At 51.8% G+C, this 20,055-nt stretch carries 15 protein-coding genes; 14 read left to right on the top strand and 1 reads right to left on the bottom strand.

Annotated features, from left to right (window positions below):
* Nucleotides 1-47 precede the first annotated feature (47 nt).
* The 13 genes from fabF to B9Y58_RS06595 all read left to right on the top strand — a co-directional run bounded on the left by fabF (nucleotide 48) and on the right by B9Y58_RS06595 (nucleotide 15,897).
* Complete coding sequence (gene fabF, locus B9Y58_RS06655) at nucleotides 48-1,280, top strand: beta-ketoacyl-ACP synthase II (RefSeq protein ID WP_072799206.1); 1,233 nt, start codon at nucleotides 48-50, stop codon at nucleotides 1,278-1,280.
* A gap of 156 nt (nucleotides 1,281-1,436) precedes the next feature.
* Nucleotides 1,437-2,369 carry a YfiM family protein gene (locus tag B9Y58_RS06650; protein WP_233247875.1) on the top strand — a complete coding sequence of 311 codons (933 nt, stop codon included), beginning with the start codon at nucleotides 1,437-1,439 and terminating at the stop codon, nucleotides 2,367-2,369.
* Between the two features lie 112 nt (nucleotides 2,370-2,481).
* A complete protein-coding gene (locus B9Y58_RS06645) occupies nucleotides 2,482-3,081 on the top strand; it encodes a riboflavin synthase (RefSeq protein WP_072799199.1) in 600 nt (199 codons plus the stop codon).
* A complete protein-coding gene (locus B9Y58_RS06640) occupies nucleotides 3,068-4,309 on the top strand; it encodes a bifunctional 3,4-dihydroxy-2-butanone-4-phosphate synthase/GTP cyclohydrolase II (RefSeq protein ID WP_073055072.1) in 1,242 nt (413 codons plus the stop codon). Before B9Y58_RS06645 ends, B9Y58_RS06640 begins: the two co-directional genes overlap by 14 nt.
* Before the next feature lie 3 nt (nucleotides 4,310-4,312).
* Nucleotides 4,313-4,774, top strand: a complete 462-nt coding sequence (ribH, locus tag B9Y58_RS06635) for a 6,7-dimethyl-8-ribityllumazine synthase (RefSeq protein WP_073055212.1) — start codon at nucleotides 4,313-4,315, stop codon at nucleotides 4,772-4,774.
* A gap of 15 nt (nucleotides 4,775-4,789) precedes the next feature.
* Complete coding sequence (gene nusB, locus B9Y58_RS06630) at nucleotides 4,790-5,224, top strand: transcription antitermination factor NusB (RefSeq protein ID WP_233247874.1); 435 nt, start codon at nucleotides 4,790-4,792, stop codon at nucleotides 5,222-5,224.
* 19 nt (nucleotides 5,225-5,243) lie between these two features.
* Nucleotides 5,244-8,312 (top strand): glycosyltransferase family 117 protein, encoded by a 3,069-nt coding sequence (locus tag B9Y58_RS06625; RefSeq protein WP_233247873.1) that lies wholly within the window; start codon nucleotides 5,244-5,246, stop codon nucleotides 8,310-8,312.
* Between the two features lie 27 nt (nucleotides 8,313-8,339).
* Entirely contained in the window at nucleotides 8,340-9,275 is a 936-nt protein-coding gene (locus B9Y58_RS06620; RefSeq protein ID WP_073055076.1) for a glycosyltransferase family 2 protein, read from the top strand.
* 14 nt (nucleotides 9,276-9,289) lie between these two features.
* Nucleotides 9,290-10,003 carry a polyprenol monophosphomannose synthase gene (locus tag B9Y58_RS06615; protein ID WP_072799187.1) on the top strand — a complete coding sequence of 238 codons (714 nt, stop codon included), beginning with the start codon at nucleotides 9,290-9,292 and terminating at the stop codon, nucleotides 10,001-10,003.
* Between the two features lie 26 nt (nucleotides 10,004-10,029).
* Complete coding sequence (locus B9Y58_RS06610; RefSeq protein ID WP_073055078.1) at nucleotides 10,030-11,727, top strand: glycosyltransferase family 2 protein; 1,698 nt, start codon at nucleotides 10,030-10,032, stop codon at nucleotides 11,725-11,727.
* Between the two features lie 82 nt (nucleotides 11,728-11,809).
* Nucleotides 11,810-12,055: a Trm112 family protein gene (locus tag B9Y58_RS06605; protein ID WP_073055080.1), complete on the top strand. Its 246-nt coding sequence runs from the start codon at nucleotides 11,810-11,812 to the stop codon at nucleotides 12,053-12,055.
* 9 nt (nucleotides 12,056-12,064) lie between these two features.
* Nucleotides 12,065-14,779, top strand: coding sequence for a hypothetical protein (locus B9Y58_RS06600; RefSeq protein ID WP_073055082.1), 2,715 nt, complete (start codon nucleotides 12,065-12,067; stop codon nucleotides 14,777-14,779).
* Nucleotides 14,779-15,897 carry a type IV pilus twitching motility protein PilT gene (locus B9Y58_RS06595; RefSeq protein ID WP_073055084.1) on the top strand — a complete coding sequence of 373 codons (1,119 nt, stop codon included), beginning with the start codon at nucleotides 14,779-14,781 and terminating at the stop codon, nucleotides 15,895-15,897. The genes B9Y58_RS06600 and B9Y58_RS06595 overlap by 1 nt, the downstream gene beginning before the upstream one ends.
* An 82-nt stretch (nucleotides 15,898-15,979) precedes the next feature.
* On the opposite strand, the gene B9Y58_RS06590 is transcribed toward B9Y58_RS06595, so the two are convergent.
* Nucleotides 15,980-18,220 (bottom strand): carbohydrate-binding domain-containing protein, encoded by a 2,241-nt coding sequence (locus tag B9Y58_RS06590; protein WP_144066150.1) that lies wholly within the window; start codon nucleotides 18,218-18,220, stop codon nucleotides 15,980-15,982.
* Nucleotides 18,221-18,451: 231 nt separating this feature from the next.
* Between B9Y58_RS06590 and B9Y58_RS06585 the strand changes: the two genes are divergently transcribed.
* Entirely contained in the window at nucleotides 18,452-19,987 is a 1,536-nt protein-coding gene (locus B9Y58_RS06585; RefSeq protein WP_234989099.1) for a capsule assembly Wzi family protein, read from the top strand.
* Nucleotides 19,988-20,055: the final 68 nt, after the last annotated feature.

The raw sequence follows: 20,055 nt of genomic DNA, 5'->3' as shown, positions 1-20,055 counted from the left end.
AACGTACTCCCGAAGTGCTAACCTTTTTTTCTATATTTGGGCGCACTATGGAAGAAGTTGTAATTACAGGTATGGGGTGTGTTTCCGCCCTCGGCAATACGCCGGAACTCCTTTGGAACAACCTGCTGGAAGGTAAATCCGGACTCGCAACGATCGATCGCTTCGACGTAACCAACTATCCGATCAAGATAGCTGCCGCCGTCAAGGAATTCGATGGTTCTGAATTTATTTCCCCGCGCGATTCGTCCCGTCTGTCCAGGTGCATCCAGTACGCTGTGTATGCTTCTTTCCAGGCACTCAAGAACGCCGGTATTTCTCCCGAAAACGAAGATCCGACCCGTTCTGGCGTGATTATCGGTTCCGGTATCGGCGGTATGCAGATTTATAGCGATTCCGTCGTTTCGCTTTCGAACCGTGGCCCGAGCCGCGTGTCCCCGTTCTTCATTCCGATGTCTATCGTGAACATGCCCGCTGGCGAAGTTTCCAACCGCACTGGCTGGATGGGCCCCTGCTACGCAGTGGTTTCCGCTTGCGCCACCTCTAACCACTCTATCGCCGCCGCCTACGACCAGATCCGCTTGGGCCGCGCCGATATCATGCTCGCCGGTGGTACCGACGAAACCGTGAACAATGTGGCTCTCGCTGGCTTTACCTCCATGAAGGCCTTGAGCAAGCGCAATGACGATCCGACGACGGCTTCTCGTCCGTTCGACAAGGACCGCGACGGTTTCGTGATCGGTGAAGGTTCTGGCATTCTCGTTCTCGAAAGCCTTACGCACGCCAAGAAGCGTGGCGCCAACATTCTCGCTCGCGTGGCCGGCATCGGCATGAGCGCGGACGCTCACCACATGTCCGCCCCGCGTGAAGACGGCGAAGGCGTCCGCCTCGCTATCGAAATGGCTCTCCGCGAAGCCGGCATTTCCCCGAAGGATGTGGGCTACGTGAACACCCACGGTACTTCGACCCCGCTTGGCGACGTTGCTGAATGCTCTGCACTCGAAAAGGTCTTTGCCGGTGCTACCGACAACCTCAAGGTGAACTCCTCCAAGTGCATGATCGGTCACGCTCTCGGCGCCGCCGGTGCTCTTGAAGCCATCATCACCGTGAAGTCCTTGCAGAATCAGATGATTCACGCGACCACGAACGTGTTCAACCAGGACGAACGCATCCACCTCGATGTGTGCGCCAACAAGAACACCAGCCACTCGTTCAACTACGCCATGTCCGACAGCTTCGGCTTCGGTGGCCAGAACAGCGTGCTGCTCCTCGGCCGCAACTAATTCAATGTGAAGTGTGAAATGTGTAATGACTAATTAAAAATTATTCATTTCTCATCACACACTACACATTCCACATTTACAAAAAGCCTTTTGGAGTTTCGTTCTCCGGGGCTTTTTTTGTTGCCTTTGTAAAGAAAAGTTTCTATCTTGAAGTCCGTGAATTTTTTTCGGGCTTTTATAATTTCTGTCGTTGCGCTTCTGTTTGCAAGCGTTTCCTTGCAGGCAGCCCCTTACGATCCGCTGACTTGGCGCGATTCTACTTGGGATTACCGCAGCGAAGAACTCGGCGATACGGTTGAATTTTCGGTTGCCAAAAGTGTCGGTGTCGCCTCTACGGTTTTGATTGCTTACGGTGCCGCTTACTGGCTTGTATTTGATAAAGGCTGGTGGGACGAACAGGGGAGTGATTTCCATTTCGAAAACGATTTTGATTACGCGCTAAACCTCGACAAGTTCGGCCATTTCGCCTCGGGCGTCATGATGGGCGAGTCCTTTTACGAAGGCTATCGCTGGGCGGGAATTTCCGAATTTTATTCGTACTTGTTCGCGGGCTTTTCGGCGATGGCGACCCATATTGCAATCGACGTGAAGGACGGCTTTTCGCCGGAGTGGGGCTTTAGCGTTTTCGACGTGCTTTCGGGAACGCTCGGTGGTTTCTTGCCGATGGCCGAACGCTATGTTCCCGTGTTCAAGTACGTGGACCTCAAGTGGAGCTACTGGATTAACACCAAAGCGTACTACAGACAAAGTAAAACAGGCGTATTTACCGACGACTATTGTAACCAAACATTCTGGGCGTCGTTCAAGGTTTACCGCATGTTGCCTAAGGCCGCGCGTCAGTATTATCCGAGTTGGCTTGCCATTGCAGCGGGCTTAAGCATTGACGAAGGTGTGTTCCTGCACGACAAAGATGTGACGCCGCATCGCGAAGTCTACATTGCGCTGGATTACGACCTGGAAGCATTCCGCCCGCAGAGCCGCATGGCACGCACTATCGTGAAGTACCTGAATTACTTCAAGTTGCCGGCCCCCACCGTGCAAGTTTATCCCGAATTCCACTGGTACTTGCTGTATCCGATTAAATTCTAGAGGGCTATTTTTCTACATGGCACTCCTTCGGAGTGCATATAGTACGGCTCGGCCATGCCAACGCAATTCTTATGTTGGCGCGGCACTCGCCTTTTGCTATATTTGCCCCCGTATGTTTACGGGTATTATTCAATCTACCGGTGAAATCGTTTCTATCGAAAGTAGGGGCGATGCGCTTACCATGCGCCTTAAGTCACCGGGCTTTTTTAAAAATTGTAAGTTGGGCGACAGTGTCGCCAACGATGGTGTGTGTCTTTCCATAGAATCTTGTACCGATGACGAAGCCACTTTTTGCCTGATGCACCAGACGGTGGAAAATACGGGCTTTAAGCAGGCCGCTGTCGGTAAGTTGGTGAATTTGGAACTACCGTGTCGTGCAGACAGCTTTATGGGCGGTCACTTTGTGATGGGCCATGTGGACTGCATAACCGAAGTCATCAAGGTGACTCCGCGCGAAACGGGTGTCGAAGTGGATTTGAAGCTTCCGGCTGACCTGCGTCGCTATGTGATTCGCCGCGGTTCGATTTCTCTCAACGGAATCAGCCTGACGGTCGCTGAAAAGTTCGAAGATTCCATTCGCGTGTGCATTATCCCTGAAACGCTTGCTCGCACGAATCTGCGCAATTGGGTTCCGGGTACAATCGTGAATGTGGAAGTCGACATGCTCGGCAAGTATATTGAAAATTATCTGAAGGAACGTGACCTTGCTTAATACGATTGAAGAGGCCATAGAAGATTTTAAGAACGGCAAGTTTTTGATTGTGGTCGATGACGAAGACCGCGAAAACGAAGGCGACTTTGTCATCGCCGCCGAAAAGATTACGCCCGAAAAGGTGAACTTCATGCTCCACGAAGGTCGTGGCGTGCTTTGCGCACCGCTCCCGATCAAGCGTTGCCATGAACTGAACCTCACGCGGCAGACCGCCGAGAATACCTCGATTTTGGGCACGCCTTTTACCATCATGGTCGACAAGATTGAAGGCTGCACCACGGGTGTATCCGCTCACGACCGCGCTGCAACGATTCTCGCTCTTTCGGACCCGAATTCCAAGCCCAGCGACTTCGGCAGGCCGGGGCATATTTCGCCCCTGTACGCCCAGGAAGAGGGCGTACTCCGTCGCGCAGGCCATACCGAAGCAGCTGTAGACCTGGCAAAGCTGGCGGGCCTGCGCCCGGCGGCCGCCTTGATCGAAATCATGAACGAAGACGGCACCATGGCCCGCATGCCGCAGCTTCAGGAAGTCGCGAAGAAGTTTAACCTCAAGATTATCTCGATCCACGACCTCATCGATTACCGCCTGAAAAACGAAAAGCTCGTGCAGCGCGTAGCCGCTCCGCATGTGTCGACCAAGTACGGCGACTTTACCGCATACGCCTACAAAAGCAAGACCGATGGCGTAGAACATGTGGCGTGGGTCGCGGGCAATCCCGACTTCAGCAAGCCGGTTTACGTGCGCGTGCACAGCGAATGCCTTACGGGCGACATTTTCGGTAGCCTCCGCTGCGATTGCGGCGAACAGCTTGCCGCCGCCATGAAGTTCATCGGCGAGCACGGCGGCGTGTTCCTGTACATGCGCGGGCAGGAGGGTAGGGGTATTGGCCTCTGCAACAAGTTGCGTGCCTACGAACTGCAGGAGAAGGGCATGGACACGGTCGAGGCGAATCTGCACCTCGGGTTCAAGTCGGACCTCCGCCAGTACGGTACGGGCGCCCAGATTTTGGCCGACCTCGGCGTCAAGGAAATGCGACTCTTGACGAACAACCCGAGCAAGATTTCGGGCATTACGGCTTACGGCCTTAAGATCGTGGAACGCGTGCCCATCGAAATCAAGCCGAACAAGGAAAACCTGTTCTACTTGCTCACGAAGCAGAAAAAGATGGGGCATCAGCTGCATATCGACGGCGCTGCACCCCAAGAAAATTTGAATGAGGAAAAGTAAATGGTGAACGAAATCAAGAATTCCCTCAATGGTAGTGGCCTCAAGGTGGCAATCGCCGTTGCCCGCTTTAACGAGGTCGTGACCGACAAGCTTCTGGAAGGGGCTGTGCGTCAGCTCGAACTTCTCGGTGTTGCCGACAAGGATATTACAGTCGTGCATGTGCCGGGCGCATTCGAACTTCCGGGCGTGTGCCGTCGCCTCGCCGACAGCGGCAAGTACAGTGCCGTAATGGCGCTGGGTGCCGTGATTCGTGGCGAGACCAGCCACTACGACGTGGTGGTGAATGCTTCTACCGGCGGTATCGCAAACATCGCCGCCGAAGGCAAGCTCCCCGTGATTCTTGGAATTTTAACCACCGACACCGTGGACCAGGCAATGAACCGTGCAGGCCTCAAGGCCGGCAACCTCGGTAGCAGTTGGGCATCTACCGCCGTTGAAATGGCAAACCTTTATAAAAGCATCTAATTATTGGCGAAGATTATGAAAGTAAGTTACAGACCCGCCCGAGTTTTTGCCATGCAGCTCTTGTATGCCATGGAAATTACGGGCCAGACCGCAGGGGAAGCTCTTCCGGGAATCCTTGAATCCCAGCCCCTTCACGCTGAACAGAAAAAGTATGGAATGAAGTTGGTGGACCTGGTGCAGGCCCATCGCGAAGAACTCGACGAAAACATCAGGGCCGCGGCTGCCCACTGGGAACTGGACCGCATGGCTAGCCTTGACCGCATTGTGCTCCGCATTGCGATGGTCGAACTTTCTTATATCCCCGAAATCCCGATGAAGGTCGCCATTACCGAAGCGGTGCAGATTGCCGCCAAGTACAGTACCGACAATTCGGATTCTTTTGTGAATGGCCTTTTGACTGGCTTTATGCGTAACCGTGGCATGGTTGTCACCGAACCTAAGGAAAAGTAAAATGCTCAAGGAAAAATGGATGAAACATATCTTCGCAGGCATTGCGGCACTTGTGGCACTGGTCGTGTACGTGCTGACAATGGCTCCTACGGTAAGCTTCTGGGATTGCGGCGAATTTGTCGCCTGTGCCAATACCCTGGGTATTCCGCATCCTCCTGGAACGCCGTTCTTCGTGTTCCTCGCCCGAGCGGTCATCGTGCTGCTCCCGTTCGTGGGTGAAATCGCAAAGCGCGTGAACTACATTTCGGTGGTGAGTTCTGCAGCAACCGTCTACGTGACGGCTCTGTTTGCTTGGGAACTCCTCGCAACCGTTCTCAAGACTGACGCCCTTGCCGAAAAGATTACCGGTAAGGTTCGTACGGTGGTGCTTGCTACGGCAGCCCTTGTTGCCGGTTTCCTCCTGACTTTCTCGGACACCTTCTGGTTCAACGCGGTCGAAGCCGAAGTCTACGGCATCGCCATGTTCATCTTGATGTTGGTGTCTTACCTCGGTCTCGTTTGGTACAACAAGCGTAACGAAGAATACAGCGACCGCATCCTGATTTTCATTTGCTATATCGCTTTCCTCGGCGTGGGTGCACACCTTTACACCATGCTTACGGTTCCCGCCGTGTTTGCGCTTTTGCTCGTGGCCGAACCCAAGAAGATTGTGGAACGCATTCCTATCTGGATTACGGGTACGCTTCTTTGCTCCGTGATTTACATGGTGTCTGCCTTTATTGAAATTTCGTTCCTCTGCTTAATCGCTCTTTCGATTCTTTGCTTGGCCAAGCCGTTCAAGAGCAAGGGCGTGCAGCGCAGTATGCGTCTGTCCTTGGCTTTTGCGTTCTTCGCCTTGATCGGTTACAGCACGCACCTCTACATTCCGATCCGTTCAGAATTGAACCCGATTATCGACGAAAATGACCCTGAAATCAATATCCGTGACGAACAAGGCAACCTCCAGCTCGGTAACCTGTTCAAGGATGAAAACTGGGTCGCCTTTAACAACTTCATTGAACGTAAGCAGTACGGCTCCGAAAGCATGATTAGCCGTGCTTTCTACCGTCGTTCTCGCATTAGTCACCAGTTCCTTTCGTTCCCGCACATGGGTTACGGTGGATACCAGATGGCTCAGTACCTGCCTTACAAGGTGGGCGACGTGAACTACGCCAATGGCATTTACACGTTTGATGCTGCGGACAACCAGCCGGTGGAACGTTTCGGCATCAAGTTCCCGACTCAGATGAGCTTCATGGGCGATGCGACACTCCCGCAGTTCATGATGTTCTTGCTCTTTAACGGTTTGCTCGTGATGGTTTGCGTGTTCGTCTGGAAGCGCAACCGCAACTTGGGCGTGTTTGTTTCTGTGCTCTATGCACTTTGCTCTCTTGGCCTGTTGTTCTATATCAACTTCGCCGACGGCACCCGCATGGAACAGCGCGAACATGACTACTGGGTGAGCGTGATGAGCCGCAATGTGTCTGACCTGAATGCCCGTGGAATGGGTATTACGGCTCTCCCGGACCCGAACGAACTCATCGACATGCGTCAGAACATTGAGTTCACCAAGATCCGTATGGAAACGCTCAAGGCTCATGGTGCCCCCGATGCCCGTTTGGCCGAGCTCCAGCGTGAACTCGATGGCTACACCAATTCCGCTATCTGGCAGAATTGGCAGAAGATTGAAAGTGGCTTTGCCCAGGTGGGTGGCCGCGCTCCGTTCCCCGATGCCGTTCATCTGGAAGTTCGCGAACGTGACTACTTCTATACACCGGCCTTTATCTTCATGAGTATGATTTACGGTATCGGCGCCGGTATTTTGGTGTTCCTTGCCGCTACTTCTAGCTTTGCCGCATTTGCAAATCCGGTGGCAGCACTCTTGGTTGCCGTTTCCTTCTTGGTTCCCTGCGTTTCCAACTACAAGGAACATGATCGTTCCGGCCTTTGGGTTCCTTGGGATTACGCATACAATTTGCTGAACAGCTGCCGCCCGAATGCAATTCTTTTCACCAACGGTGACAACGATACCTTCCCGCTGTGGTTCGCTCAGGAAGTGGCCGGTATCCGTAAGGACGTTCGCGTGGTGAACCTCTCGCTCGGTAATACCGACTGGTATATCAAGCAGATGCTCGACAACGAACCGATTCTTAAGCTCAGCTACGACAAGGCTGCTATCGACCGCGACATGGTGCTCGACAACAGTTCTGCTTCGAACCCGAACCATCAGGTTTCTACTTGGGTCAAGAACGCCCAACGCCTGATGCCGCAGCTCAAGAACCGTATCGATGCTATGGAAGGTCAGCAACTCTCTGCTGCTGATTCCGCAAAGCTTCTGCAGTTCAAGGTGCATTACCAAGTGTGGGACGCCTTTACCGAATGGGCTGCCCGTACCCGTAGCGGCATGATGCTCACGCAGCATAAGTTGGTGATTGACCTTGCTCTCCAGAACATGGACAAGCCGATTGAAATCTCGACGACCGTCGGTACTTCCAATTTTATGGGTCTCGAAAAGTACATGGTGCAAGAAGGCATGGTCTACAACTTCGTGAAGGGCGATTTGAACCCGAAGCGCAACGCCTTTGATGCAAAGTTCACGGCAGACCTCATTGATTCCGTGTTCAAGTTCCGCGGTCTCGGCGACGGTACCGCCTACATCAACGAAGAAACTTCCCGTCTGCTTTCGGGTTATGTTTCCCTGTACCTGCAGATTTCTTTCGATGCTCGTGACAAGATTTCCAAGCTCCGCAACGAACATCCGTTCACAGCCGAAAAGAAGGCCCAGGTGGACAGCATCGCTGCCGCTGCGACGAAGTATCTTGAATTGGGCATCAAGCAGTTCCCCTCGGAATGGCGTAACTACTGGGCAGCAGCATTCGTTTACGAAGCCGCCGGCCAGAAAATCAATGCCCAGGAAGTGCTGAACCGCGGCCTTAACAGTGTTCCGGCTTATGAAGAAGGTGGCCGTGCTCGTCTTCTGATGAGTGGCCGTCAGATAGAGAATATGTCTGATGAACCTCTGAAGGTTGAAGAAAGTGCCCCGGCTGAACCGGCCGATTCCGCTGAAAAGGATTCTGCTAAGGAACCTGCTGTTGTTGCAGCAAAGTAATTATTGCGATAAGAGGAGAGGATACGAATGGATTTGAGTCTTGTTATTCCGGTTAAGGAAGAAAGCGAGAACCTGCCTGAACTTTTTAAGGAGATTGTTGCCGCCATCGAGCCTACGGGCTTCACCTACGAAGTCATTTTGATTGATGATGGTAGCCGCGACAATACCTGGGAAGTGGTGGAGTCTTTATCCAAGGAGTATACCTTTATTCGCGCATTCCGCTTCCAGTTCAACTGTGGAAAGGCCGCTGGACTTGCCTTCGGCTTTTCCAAGGCTCGCGGCAAGTATGTGGCGACTCTGGACGGCGATCTTCAAGATGATCCGCTTGAAATTCCGAAGATGATCAAAATTCTGGATGATGGCTACGACCTGGTTTCGGGTTGGAAAATCCGTCGTCTGGATCCTTGGCATAAGACTTGGCCCTCCAAGCTTTTCAACCTGACGGTCTCGATTGTGTGTGGCCAGCGCCTGCATGACTTTAACTGCGGCATCAAGGCTTACCGTAGTTCCGTAGTGCGCTTTATTCACCTGTACGGTGACTATCACCGCTTTATTCCCGTGATGGCCAAGTGGCAGGGCTTCCGCATTACCGAAATGCCGGTCGCACACCGTGCCCGCATTCATGGCGTGTCTAAGTATGGCGTGTCTCGTTTGGTGTCTGGGTTCCTGGATTTGGTGTCCCTGATGTTCATGCGCAGCTTTGCTTCGAAGCCGCTCCATTTCTTTGGACTTCTGGGCCTCATCTTTATGCTCGTCGGTTTCGGCATTTCGGGTTACTTCGGCTACGAATGGTTCCAGACAGGTGCTCTCCACGTGCGTCCGCTCCTTTTGGCGGGTGGATTCTCGTTGGTGATGGGGGTTCAGTTTATTTCTCTGGGCCTTTTGGGCGAAATGATGAACGGAAGCAAAAAGCAGAGCTATCCGGTGGCCGAATCGATTCGTGAAATTGTAGATTTGAGTTAGGAGAAAGTTGGTTTATGGCGTATCCTAAAAGTCTTGTAATTGTTCCGACTTATAATGAGAAAGAAAATATCATGCTCATTATGTCGGCTATTTTGGAACAGAACGAATGTCTGGAAATCTTGGTGGTCGACGATGGCAGTCCCGATGGTACGGGTGACATGGTCGAAGAAGAAACCAAGAAGAATCCACGAGTTCACCTAATCCGCCGTAAGGGCAAGATGGGGCTCGGTTCTGCTTATGTGACCGGCTTTAAGTGGGCTCTTGAACGCGACTATGAACGCGTTTTCGAAATGGATGCCGACTTTAGCCATGCTCCTACGGACTTGAATCGTTTTTTGGAAACTGCCGAAGATGCTGACCTCGTACTCGGTAGCCGCTACCAGAATCACCGCATTAGCGTGGTTAACTGGGACTTGCGTCGCCTGATTCTCAGCTACGGTGCAAATGTTTACACCCGCATTGTGACGGGGCTCCCGATTAGCGATGCCACGGGCGGTTTCAAGTGCTTTCGCCGCGAAGCGTTGCAGGCCTTGAACTTAGACAAGATGAAGAGTGACGGTTATTGCTTCCAGATCGAGACCACCTTCAAGATTTGGAAGAAGGGGTTGCGTGTCAAGGAAATTCCCATCATCTTTACGGACCGTACCCGCGGCACCTCCAAGATGAGCGGCGGCATTATTTCCGAAGCGTTCTTCCTGGTTCTTAAACTCCGCCTAGGACTCGCATAATTTCCCACTTCCTACTGTCTACTTCCATGTACTCTTGCTCCATTATCATCATCGCTTATAATTCTTGTGACTTTATCCCGGCATGTCTAAAGTCCGTGCGCGATGCGTGCGAAAATGTGGATGCACAGATTATTGTTCTGGATAATGGATCCGAATCGCCGATTCTGCCTGAAATCAAGGCCTATTTCCCCGAAGTTCTTTGGCTCGATTCCAAGGAAAACTTGGGCTTTGGCAAGGGCTGTAATCTCGCCGAAAAGCAGGCTACGAAACCGTACTTGTTTTTTATCAACCCCGATACGGTGGTGTCCCGCGATTCCTTTAAGCAGGTGCTGGACTTTATGGAAGAACATCCGGAAGCGGGTACGGTGGGCTGCCGCATCTTGAACGAAGACGGTTCTATCCAGTGGGCTTGCCGTCGTTCGTTTCCGACAATTATTTCTGCAGTTTCGAAGACAATCGGTCTTGCCGCCTTGTTCCCGAAGAGCAAGCTGCTGGCTAGCTACAACATGACCTACGCCGATCCCGATGCCGTTACCGAAGTGGATGCGGTCAGTGGTTCATTCTTCTGCATGAAGCGGGACCTGTACGAACAGCTGAAGGGCTTTGACGAAGACTTCTTTATGTACGGCGAAGACTTGGATCTTTGCTTCAGGACAAAGGCCGCGGGGCGCAAGAACTACTACACGCCTTCGACCAACATTCTGCATTTCAAGGGCCAGAGCTGCCGTACGCGCCGCTGGGGTTCTTATGTTGACTTCTACAAGGCCATGTTGATCTTTGTGAAAAAGCACAAGGACCTTTACTTTGTTCCGAATTTCCTGGTGTCTTTCGGTATTCTTTTTGCGGCATTCGTTGGAATGTTCTCGAGGCTCATTCCGAAGTTCTGGAAGATGTTCCTGGATTTGGGCGTTATTGCCATCTGGGCATTTATATTCCTGGGCCGCGGCGATTCCATTGCCCGTTCTTGCGCCAAGATGGGGCTTAGCGGCGATGCCGCCTTGGATTGCATCGACTATTCCGTAGTCGTAAAGCATTCCATGTTGAGCGTGTCGCAGTTCGAAGACTGGTGGCTTGTTGGCTTGGTCGCTGTCTTGAACATGGTTTTCCTCATCTTCCGCGGGGAATACACGGTTTCTAGCTTGAAGGGTGAAAAGTTCCTTCGTTATTTGGTCCCCTTGAATATGCTTACGGTGGGGGGCTATGCGGCTTTCCGCTACTTTACCCAGACGCCGATTGTTAACGACGAAATCAGTATATTGCCCTACAATTATCAGTGGATTGCTGTTGTGGTTTCAACTTGTCTGGTGATTCCCATTGCGCTTTTTGTATGGCGTCGCGTGGCATTTTGGATAAACTATTTCTACCGCATTTTCGCGAAGAAACGCCACCGCTCTATTTTGCTTGGCGGTCGCGAAGATTCCCTTAGCAACTGGTTCGATAGCTACAACGTGATTCCCGGAATCGAAATCCTGGGTTGCGTGAGTTCTGAACCCGAAAAAATCAGCGAAGAGAACCGTCAGCATCTTTTAGGTCCCCTTTCCGAGATGGAATCGATTTGCAACCGCACCGGCTGCCGCGAACTTCTGGTGGTGTCCAATTTCTCCGGTTATCGCGAAGATTTCGACATCAAGTGGCTCGACAACCTCGGATTGCGTGTGTTTTTGCTGATTGGTAACGGAAAAGAGGGCAATTACGCCCTTGTTAACCTCAAATATCTGCACTAAAACATAAAATACCTACATTTTCTTTACACATTACACAAAAATGATGTTATTTTTTGTGTAAGTATTTGATTATTAAGGTTTTATGTTCGATACAAATCTTTTGGATATTCTTTGCTGCCCCGAAACGAGGGGTAAGCTGAAATTGGCGTCCGACGAATGCTTGGCCGCTTTGAATCAGGCGATTTCTGCAGGCACGTTGAAAAACGTTGCCGGTGAAAAGGTGACGGAACCTCTGGCCGAGGCTCTTACTACCGAAGACAATTCCAGGGTGTATCCGGTTCGCGAAGGAATTCCCGTTCTTTTGGCGGACGAAGCAATTTTGCTCTAAGAGGTGTTTATGGCGGTAACGTTGGAATCACTTAGAAAGTCTGTTGGCAAGAAAAACACCAACTCCATGGTGTTTGCTTGGCTTGCAGATCTCGAACGTGTGGCGGGTGAGCTGGACAAGGCTCTGCAGAGAGTCGATGGCGGTCTCACGCTGTACCCGAATGATATTTCGGCAAGGCTCGTTCGCGCGAAGATTCTTATTCAGCTGGAAGCCTACGAACCTTGCGTCGAGGAATGTGAACGCATCATTGTGATGGATCCGTTCAACCTGGCTGCCCAGCGCATTATGGGCGATGCCTACGACAAGCTTGGCATGTTGGCCGAACGCAACGTCTGTTACCGTCGTTTGCACGATATGGATCCGTTGAACAACTTCTGGAAAGAAGAATACGACGTCGTGCTGGAAAGCACGGCAGCCGCTGCTGCGGTTGGTGCCGCTGCGGATTCCGATATCATCATGTCCGACAGCACCCAGGATTTGGGCCAGTCTGTTGGCAAAGAAACTTCGCCGCTTGACCTGTCTTTCGATGACGACGAAACGTCTGAACCTAAGACCGAGGATGCCGGTACGGAATCCTTCGAAATGCCCGCCACCGAAGACTCGATTGATTCTGAGACGGTGGATTCTGACGATCCCTTTGCGTCGCTTGCAGCTATGTTGCCCAACGGTGATTCCGCTGACGATTCCACGATGGAAGACCTGTCTGCTTCTCTGGAATCGGCCATGGATTCTATCAAGACTGATGAATCCGAAGGCTTGGTTGAGGAATTCCCTGCAGACGAAAATATTTCTGGCTCTGACGTTTCTTCTGCCCTGTCCGACATGTTCGGTCTGGACGATGACTTGGAACCCGAAGAAACGACTCCCGCGAGCCCCTTTGCCAGTGCCGCTCCTGCTGCAGACATTCCTGTAAGCATCGACGACAATGCGCAGTCCAATGCGGAATCCGTGTTCGAAAGCGCTTCTATAGACGACAAACCGCAGAGCATTGACGATGCCTTTGGTGATATCTTTGGCGAAGATGAACTCCCCGAAGAAAAACCGCAGGAAGAAGCGAAACCCCAGGAAACGTCTAGCTTCGGCTCCATTGAAGATCTTGCTGAATCTCCGCTGAACGAAGGAATCAAAGATGACGATGGCGATTCCCTGTTCGAAAAGTCTGCCGAAGTTTCTGCCCCTGCAGAAGACAAGCCGCAGAGCATTGACGATGCCTTTGGCGATATCTTTGGCGAAGATGAACTCCCCGAAGAAAAGCCGCAGCAAGAAGCCGCTCCGCAAGAAGAATCGCTTGAACTTCCGGCTGAAGAAGAGGGTGGCTTGTTTGAAAAGTCCGCTTCTGCGGACATGAACCTGACGAGCGATGACAGTCCGGCTGAAGTCGCTGAGCTCGAAGCTCCCGCAGCAGAAGCTGCTCCGGCAGAAGATGCTCCGACGACCATCGACAACGCCTTTGATTCGATCTTCGGTGAAGACGAACTGCCCGAAGAAAAGCCTGCCGAAGAAAATGCTGCGGCTGAACCTATTGCAGATCTTGAGCTGCCTGCCGAAGAATCTCTCGAACTTCCTGTTGAAGAGACTCCTTCTGAAGAAGAAATCTTCAAGCTTGACGATGAACCGGTCGCTGAAGAAGCTCCGGCTCTTGAATCGCCGATCGACAATCTTTTTGCTGACGATGCCCCTGCCGCCCCTGCTGCAGAAGAAACTGTGGTTGAAGAACCCGCCGCAGAAGAAATCGTTGCCGAAGAGTCTGCTGTCGAAGAAACGCCTCTTGAGGAAGCTTCTGTTGAAGAGGCTCCTGTTGAAGCTGCTCCCGCATCGGATAACGACTTTAGCGTAGACAAAGCCTTTGATTCCCTCTTCGGTTCCGAAGACGATCTGCCCGAAGAAAAACCTGCCGAAGAAACTTTGGCAGAAACTCCTGCGGCCGACTTGCAGGAAACTGAATCGGAAACTCCCGTTTCACTCGAAGAACAGGTGAATCAGGCGGAAGCCGAATTGGAAATGCCCGAAGTGAAGTCTGAATCTTCAGACTTGGCAAAGGAAATGGGCGGAGCCTTCGCCTCCATGTTTGGCGATGCTGACGATGACTTGGATTTGCCCGGAACTGCTCCGCAGGCTGAATCGAACGAACAGGAACTTACCGGCGCTCCGATTGAAGAAACTTTTGACAAGTCCGCCGAAAACGTTCAAGAAACCATCGAAAGCGACCTCGACAAGTCTTTTGATAATTTGTTCGGAAAAGAGGACGACTTGCCGGCAGAAGGAGATAACATCTCTGCCGAAGTAGAAACGGCTTTGGATGCCTCCGCCGATATCGCCCCGGAAGCACCCGCAGCAGAGAGCGCCCAGGATTTGGATTCCCTGGAATCTGAAGTGTCTGGCGCCTTCAAGGGCCTCTTCGATATGGACGATGACTCCTTGACCGAAGAAACCAAGCCTTCCAACAAGGGTGTCGATTTCTTGATGTCAGGCGATTCTGACGATGAAATTTCGGCGGGTCTGATTAATGACCCCGATGCTCCGCTGGATCGCGGCGCACAGGATTTGGACGAAAGCTTGAATACCCGTACCTTGGCTGAAATTTATTTTGACCAGGGACTGTACGCAAAGGCTCTTGAAATCTATAAGGATTTGGCACAGAAAGAACCTGAAAATGAAGACATCGCGGCTAGACTTTCCGAAGTCGAAAAACTCTATAACGAAAAGTTTGGAGGTGAAGCCTAATGGCCGAACAGCAACAGCAGCCGCAACTTCGCATTGAAAAATTACTCCGTGAAATGGTAAACCGCAATGCATCTGACTTGCACTTGCGCGTGGGCGTTCCGCCTGTTTACCGTATTAACGGTGCTTTGCAGCGCCCCTTTGATGTCAAGGTCGATTCGTTGATGATGGATTCCTTCTTGGATGATATCATGAACCGCGACCAGAAACAGCGCTTTGAAGCGAACAAGGAATGCGACTTTGCCGTGGGTGCCCGCGACATGGGCCGTTTCCGTGTGAACGTATTCCGTCAGCGTGGCACTATCGCAGTCGTGATTCGTCACATTAAGGCTAAAATCCCGGCCTTCGAAGACTTGCATTTGCCCGATGTCATTCGCGACATGTCCTTGACTAAGCGTGGTCTCGTGCTCGTTACAGGTACGACGGGTTCGGGTAAGTCGACGACGCTTGCCGCCATGCTCGATTATATCAACCAGAACGAAGCGGTGAATATCATTACGGTTGAAGACCCGATTGAATACCTTTACCGCGATGACAAAGCCATTATTTCTCAGCGTGAAATTGGCGTGGATACCCTTTCGTATGCAAACGCCCTTCGTGCAGCACTTCGTCAGGACCCGGATGTGCTTCTGGTGGGCGAAATTCGTGACTTGGAAACGATGCAGATTGCGTTGACGGCCGCCGATACAGGCCACATGGTGTTTGCGACGATCCATACCACGAACGCGACCGAAACGATTCACCGTGTGCTTTCGATGTACCCGCCGCACCAGCATGACGAAATCCGCTTGCTGCTTTCTGAAGTGCTTGCCGGCATTATTTCGTTGCGTTTGCTGCCGACCAAGGATGGTAACGGGCGAGTGCCTGCTGCCGAAATTTTGGTGAATACGGCTGCCATTAAGGAATACATCGAAGACAAGGACAAGAACGACTTGATCGAACAGGCCATTGCCGAAGGTCACATGCAGTACCGCAGCCAGACCTTCGACCAGGCGCTCCTGAAGCTTTACGAAGAAGAAAAGATTTCCCTTGAAACGGCGATGAACGCTGCCACGAACCCCGATGACTTCGATCTTAAGATTCGCGGTATTTCGGGTACTTCTGAACGTAGCTGGATGTAGTTAAAAGCAAGGCGGCTTTGCCGCAAGAATATGAGAAGTCCTCCGCAAACGCGGAGGACTTTTTGGTGGATTAGGAGGAATTCTATTCGTTGTAGTAGACTGTGCTTCCTGAAGGGAAGGTGACGCTTTTCTGGTAGCTGGAGGTATTGCTTACTTGTGCGGGCTGACCCGTAGTAGCGACCATGTATCTACCCGATATGGTGGGCTTGAATGCGATGTTAGAGGTTCCGTAGTAGCTGCCGGTTGTAAAGCTCACGTTATAGTTTGTGCCCTTTTCCGAGGAACCGCTGCTGAATCCGAGAACTGTTTTGCTGGTGAGGCTTGCAGAACCGTCGGCGTCGAAGGAGCCTCCCATGCCGCCGCTAATCTGGCATTCTACGATGACTACGCCACCGGAGATTGTGAGTTCGCCGTTGCTGTCAATGCCGTCGGTGTCACCGGAGCCTGTCTTTGCGTGGTGTACGCCGCCTGTGATGGTCAGGAATCCGCTGCTGCTTCCCATCCTGCCGCCCATGCCGCCTCCGGGGCCGAATCCCCAGTTGGACTGGCCGCTTTGATTGGTATTGCCGGAACCGTCATTACCACCTGCAGCATTCCAGGCATCGTTGGTTCCGTAGACATCGGTAATGCCGCCGTTAGCCTTGATGTACCAGGCTTCCAGACCTTCGTAGGAATTGGTCACGTAGATGGTGCCATCGTTAATCATGAGGGTTGAGTCGGCGTGTACGCCGTCGTTCTTGGGGGCCGCAATGGTCGTGTAGCCTCCGTTAAAGTAGATGTTCTGGTTGGAATGAACGCCGTCGTCACCAGAGGAAATATCGATCTTTCCGGCATTGATGTAAACTCTGTTGTCAGAGACAATGCCTTTGCCGGTCGATGTCACTTTGATAGTCGGCTCAGAAACAGAGTCCTGGACGATGATATAGTTGTAAGCCTGGATGCCGTCATCGCCAGCTTTGGTAATGGTGATGTTGCCGCCCTTGATATTGACAATGCCTTTGTTGTCGACTATCGCGCCTGCATCTTCGCCTTCGTCACTCTTGATGCCGTCGCCGTTGGTCGCTGCGATGGTAATGTTTCCATTTTCGATATCCACGGTGTTCTTACCTTTCAAACCATTATTCACTGCGGTTACGTTGACGGTTGTTGCGCCGCGGAAACGCAGGTCGTTGCTGGTGTGAATGCCGTTGTTGTAGTTGCCCTTGACGATTAAGGTGCCTTCGCCCTTGATGGTCAAGTCGTCCTTGGCGTAAATGCAGGCGCCGGTGGTATCTACCTTCGTTTCGTTGTTGGAATTGACGTAAGTATAAGACTTTGTACGGGTGCTTCCGTCGCTAAGCGTGTTGGTGGTTCCGCTTTTGGCGACCACGAAGGTCTTGCTGGACATCTGAGCGTAAATGGGGGCATCTGCCGTATTGGTGAGCGTGAGCCCGCGTAGGTTCAGGTAAACGCCCGAATCGCTTTTGGGAGAATACACGCGGATCTGCGCATCTGCGCCACTATAGGTTCCGCTAAAGTCATAGTCACCTGCACAAGTAATCTCGACTTCGCCACCCGTGACCGTGACGCAGTTGTTGTTGTTTTCGACCATGGCGCCGCTGGCAGCGTAAGTGATTGTCGGCACGTTTCCATTCGAAGTGGAGGATGCGCTGCTGTTCGGTATTGAGACTGCAGAACTGTTAGGCGTTGCATTTGAACTGCTAGATACAGGTGTTGCGGTTTCGGAAGAAGAAAGTCCCGGTCGTGATGCGCTGCTTGCGGGAGCCTCGGGATCTTCCGAAATGGTTTCAGAAGAACTGCTTGCCGGTGCGATCATCGAAAGGGATGTCTTGTTGCAGTCGGTATCAAAATAATAGAGGCTCCCGTCTTCATTCTTGTAGTAAGAAATGCCGTTTACGGAATAGAGAGCCTTGTCGGTGGTACAAGACTGCGTTTCGCTTGCTGGTTCGGAATCCGTTGAATCCTCTGCGGGTTTGTCGGCGGATACCGTAGAGTCGCTAGGCGTCGTTGTGCCTACATCTGTGCTGGTTTCGATAGGATCTGCGGTGTTATTTTCAGTGGAGCCCGGCGTGGCTTCGGGAAACCCGTAGCTTCCGTCTGCATTGATCCAGAAGGCAAGAGTACCTTCGGTATCGAGGCAAAGCGTTTCTCCGCTTGCGCCTTGCATGGCGGCGTAGCCGTCATAGACGCATACGTTAGTGATGATTCCTGTAGCATCGGCGAGGTTGTCTTTGGGGCTGGTAGAGCTGCTGTCGCTCGAACATCCGGCAATAAGGCCTCCTGCTACAAGGGAAGTAATTCCCAAACAATTCCTTGTAAGCATGATTTCCTCTTTTATGGGGGTTGTTTTTGTTTTTATTAAAAATACATAGTGGAACAATCCGTTTTAAACAAAAAAGTGACTTAATAAAAAAAACAGGAAATGTAAAATGGAACGATTTCCCCCGTTCGGAACAAATCGCTCCAATTTGTTTTTGTTTCGGTGTATACAGGGAATAAAAAGCTATCTTTTTTTAAAATTACGCCATTTAGATTCTTGTAAAATCGAGACGTTATGAAAATACCACTGTCTAAGCCGCTTGCCCTTTGGGTGGCAACCCTGCTTTCTATGCCGGCCTTCGCTGCATCGCCGGTGGTAGGCCCCGAGAACGTTCGCAACTTGCGCCTGTTGGAAAATTCTCCGATGCTGTTTGATTTGCATCGTGTGACAACAGGGGAGAATCGTCAGTTCTTTGCTTACCCGCATCGCGATACATCTTTCCGCAAGAACTTTGTGGCTAGCGAAAAAAATGCGCTGCTGTATTTTGATAACGAAAACGGTCCTTCGATTTCGGGGCATGGTTCTTTTGAAAAATCACAACCCCGCATGGCTTTGGCGATGTCGCTGGTGGGTGGTATGGACTATCGCGGTGGCGAAGCACTTGGCGATACGATTTGGCCGGGGATCGATGGTGGCATTTACTTGCGCGGTTATGCGGATTCCATTGACTTCGTGCTGGACGCCCGCATTTACGACGAAGGTCATTCTGCCAGTTCCCCGAAGTCTTTTGACGGTGAATTTTTGGAATACCAGAAAGAAGAAAACAATTCGGGTCTGGAATATACGAGTTACGCCCGCTACCGTACACACATCGCCCTGAACTACGATTGGCTGCGCCTGGACTTTGGCCGCGACGTGATGCACTGGGGTCCCGGTTACTACAACAACTTGAGCTTGAACCAGTTTGCGCTGCCGTACAACATGCTTTCGCTCGATATGCAGTTTGGCCCGTTGCGCGTGCTTTCGTTTTATGGTGACCTGCGAATCTTTTCGAGCATGAGCTCCAGCAATATCGACAACACCCGCAATATCTTTGGCCACCGTTACGAACTTGCCGTGGGCAATGCCACCTTCGGTATCAGCGAACTTCAGATTCAGTATGACAACTTGAAACCTTGGCTGTTCATTCCGACGGTTCCCCTGTTCATGGAAAAGGGCAACTACTCCGAAGACAGCAACAACGGCTCTCTTTCTTTTGACTTCAACTACCGCTTGTTCAATTCACTCCGCCTTTATACGGAATTTTTCCTGGATGATATGGAAAGCCCGGTGAGCCTCGTGAAAAACGACAACATCGAAGCCAAGTGGGCGTGGATGGCGGGTATGCATGGCGCCCATGATTTCAAGATCAAGTCGCATCTGCTGGAATCGGGCTTTATTGCAGAATACGCCCGTGTAGAACCTTATGTGTATTCCCACTTCTACGAGAATACGGCGCAGATGGCTCACTTAGGTCGCCCCCTGGGTAGCCAGGCCGGCCCCAACAGCCAGACCGTTGACTTCACTGCGTATGGCCGCCTGGATCATCACGTTTTTGCCTCCCTGCGTAACACCTGGTTCTGGAAGGGAACGGATCATGGAAGCATGGTAAACGACACGACTCCGCGTCGAGATCACATGAAAATTCACAAGCATTTCTTGCGTGGCGCGAAGATGGAATACTCTCTGACGCCCTCGGTCAGCTACGAAGGGCAGTATGTGTTCTTCCTCGGCGAGATTACATTGTTCAACGACGAAAAGGTTTACCTCCGTACCGGCTTCAAGTGGTAATTGCGATCCCACACCCCTTCCAACTTCCAACTTCCTACTTCCTACTTCCTACTTCCTACTTCCTACTT

This window comes from Fibrobacter sp. UWB15 (assembly GCF_900177705.1).
In the GTDB taxonomy this organism is placed as follows: Bacteria; Fibrobacterota; Fibrobacteria; order Fibrobacterales; family Fibrobacteraceae; genus Fibrobacter.
Note: the sequence above shows the minus strand (reverse complement) of the source record. Positions and strands in the feature narration are given on the sequence as shown.

Excerpts from the sequence above, each read along its gene's own strand:
- B9Y58_RS06600 (WP_073055082.1), top strand. The coding sequence starts at position 12,065 with ATGGCGGTAACGTTGGAATCACTTAGAAAGTCTGTTGGCAAGAAAAAC.
- B9Y58_RS06605 (WP_073055080.1), top strand. The coding sequence starts at position 11,810 with ATGTTCGATACAAATCTTTTGGATATTCTTTGCTGCCCCGAAACGAGG.
- B9Y58_RS06595 (WP_073055084.1), top strand. The coding sequence starts at position 14,779 with ATGGCCGAACAGCAACAGCAGCCGCAACTTCGCATTGAAAAATTACTC.
- fabF (WP_072799206.1), top strand. The coding sequence starts at position 48 with ATGGAAGAAGTTGTAATTACAGGTATGGGGTGTGTTTCCGCCCTCGGC.
- B9Y58_RS06585 (WP_234989099.1), top strand. The coding sequence starts at position 18,452 with ATGAAAATACCACTGTCTAAGCCGCTTGCCCTTTGGGTGGCAACCCTG.
- nusB (WP_233247874.1), top strand. The coding sequence starts at position 4,790 with ATGAAAGTAAGTTACAGACCCGCCCGAGTTTTTGCCATGCAGCTCTTG.
- B9Y58_RS06620 (WP_073055076.1), top strand. The coding sequence starts at position 8,340 with ATGGATTTGAGTCTTGTTATTCCGGTTAAGGAAGAAAGCGAGAACCTG.
- B9Y58_RS06590 (WP_144066150.1), bottom strand. The coding sequence starts at position 18,220 with ATGCTTACAAGGAATTGTTTGGGAATTACTTCCCTTGTAGCAGGAGGC.
- B9Y58_RS06645 (WP_072799199.1), top strand. The coding sequence starts at position 2,482 with ATGTTTACGGGTATTATTCAATCTACCGGTGAAATCGTTTCTATCGAA.
- B9Y58_RS06615 (WP_072799187.1), top strand. The coding sequence starts at position 9,290 with ATGGCGTATCCTAAAAGTCTTGTAATTGTTCCGACTTATAATGAGAAA.
- B9Y58_RS06625 (WP_233247873.1), top strand. The coding sequence starts at position 5,244 with ATGAAACATATCTTCGCAGGCATTGCGGCACTTGTGGCACTGGTCGTG.
- B9Y58_RS06610 (WP_073055078.1), top strand. The coding sequence starts at position 10,030 with ATGTACTCTTGCTCCATTATCATCATCGCTTATAATTCTTGTGACTTT.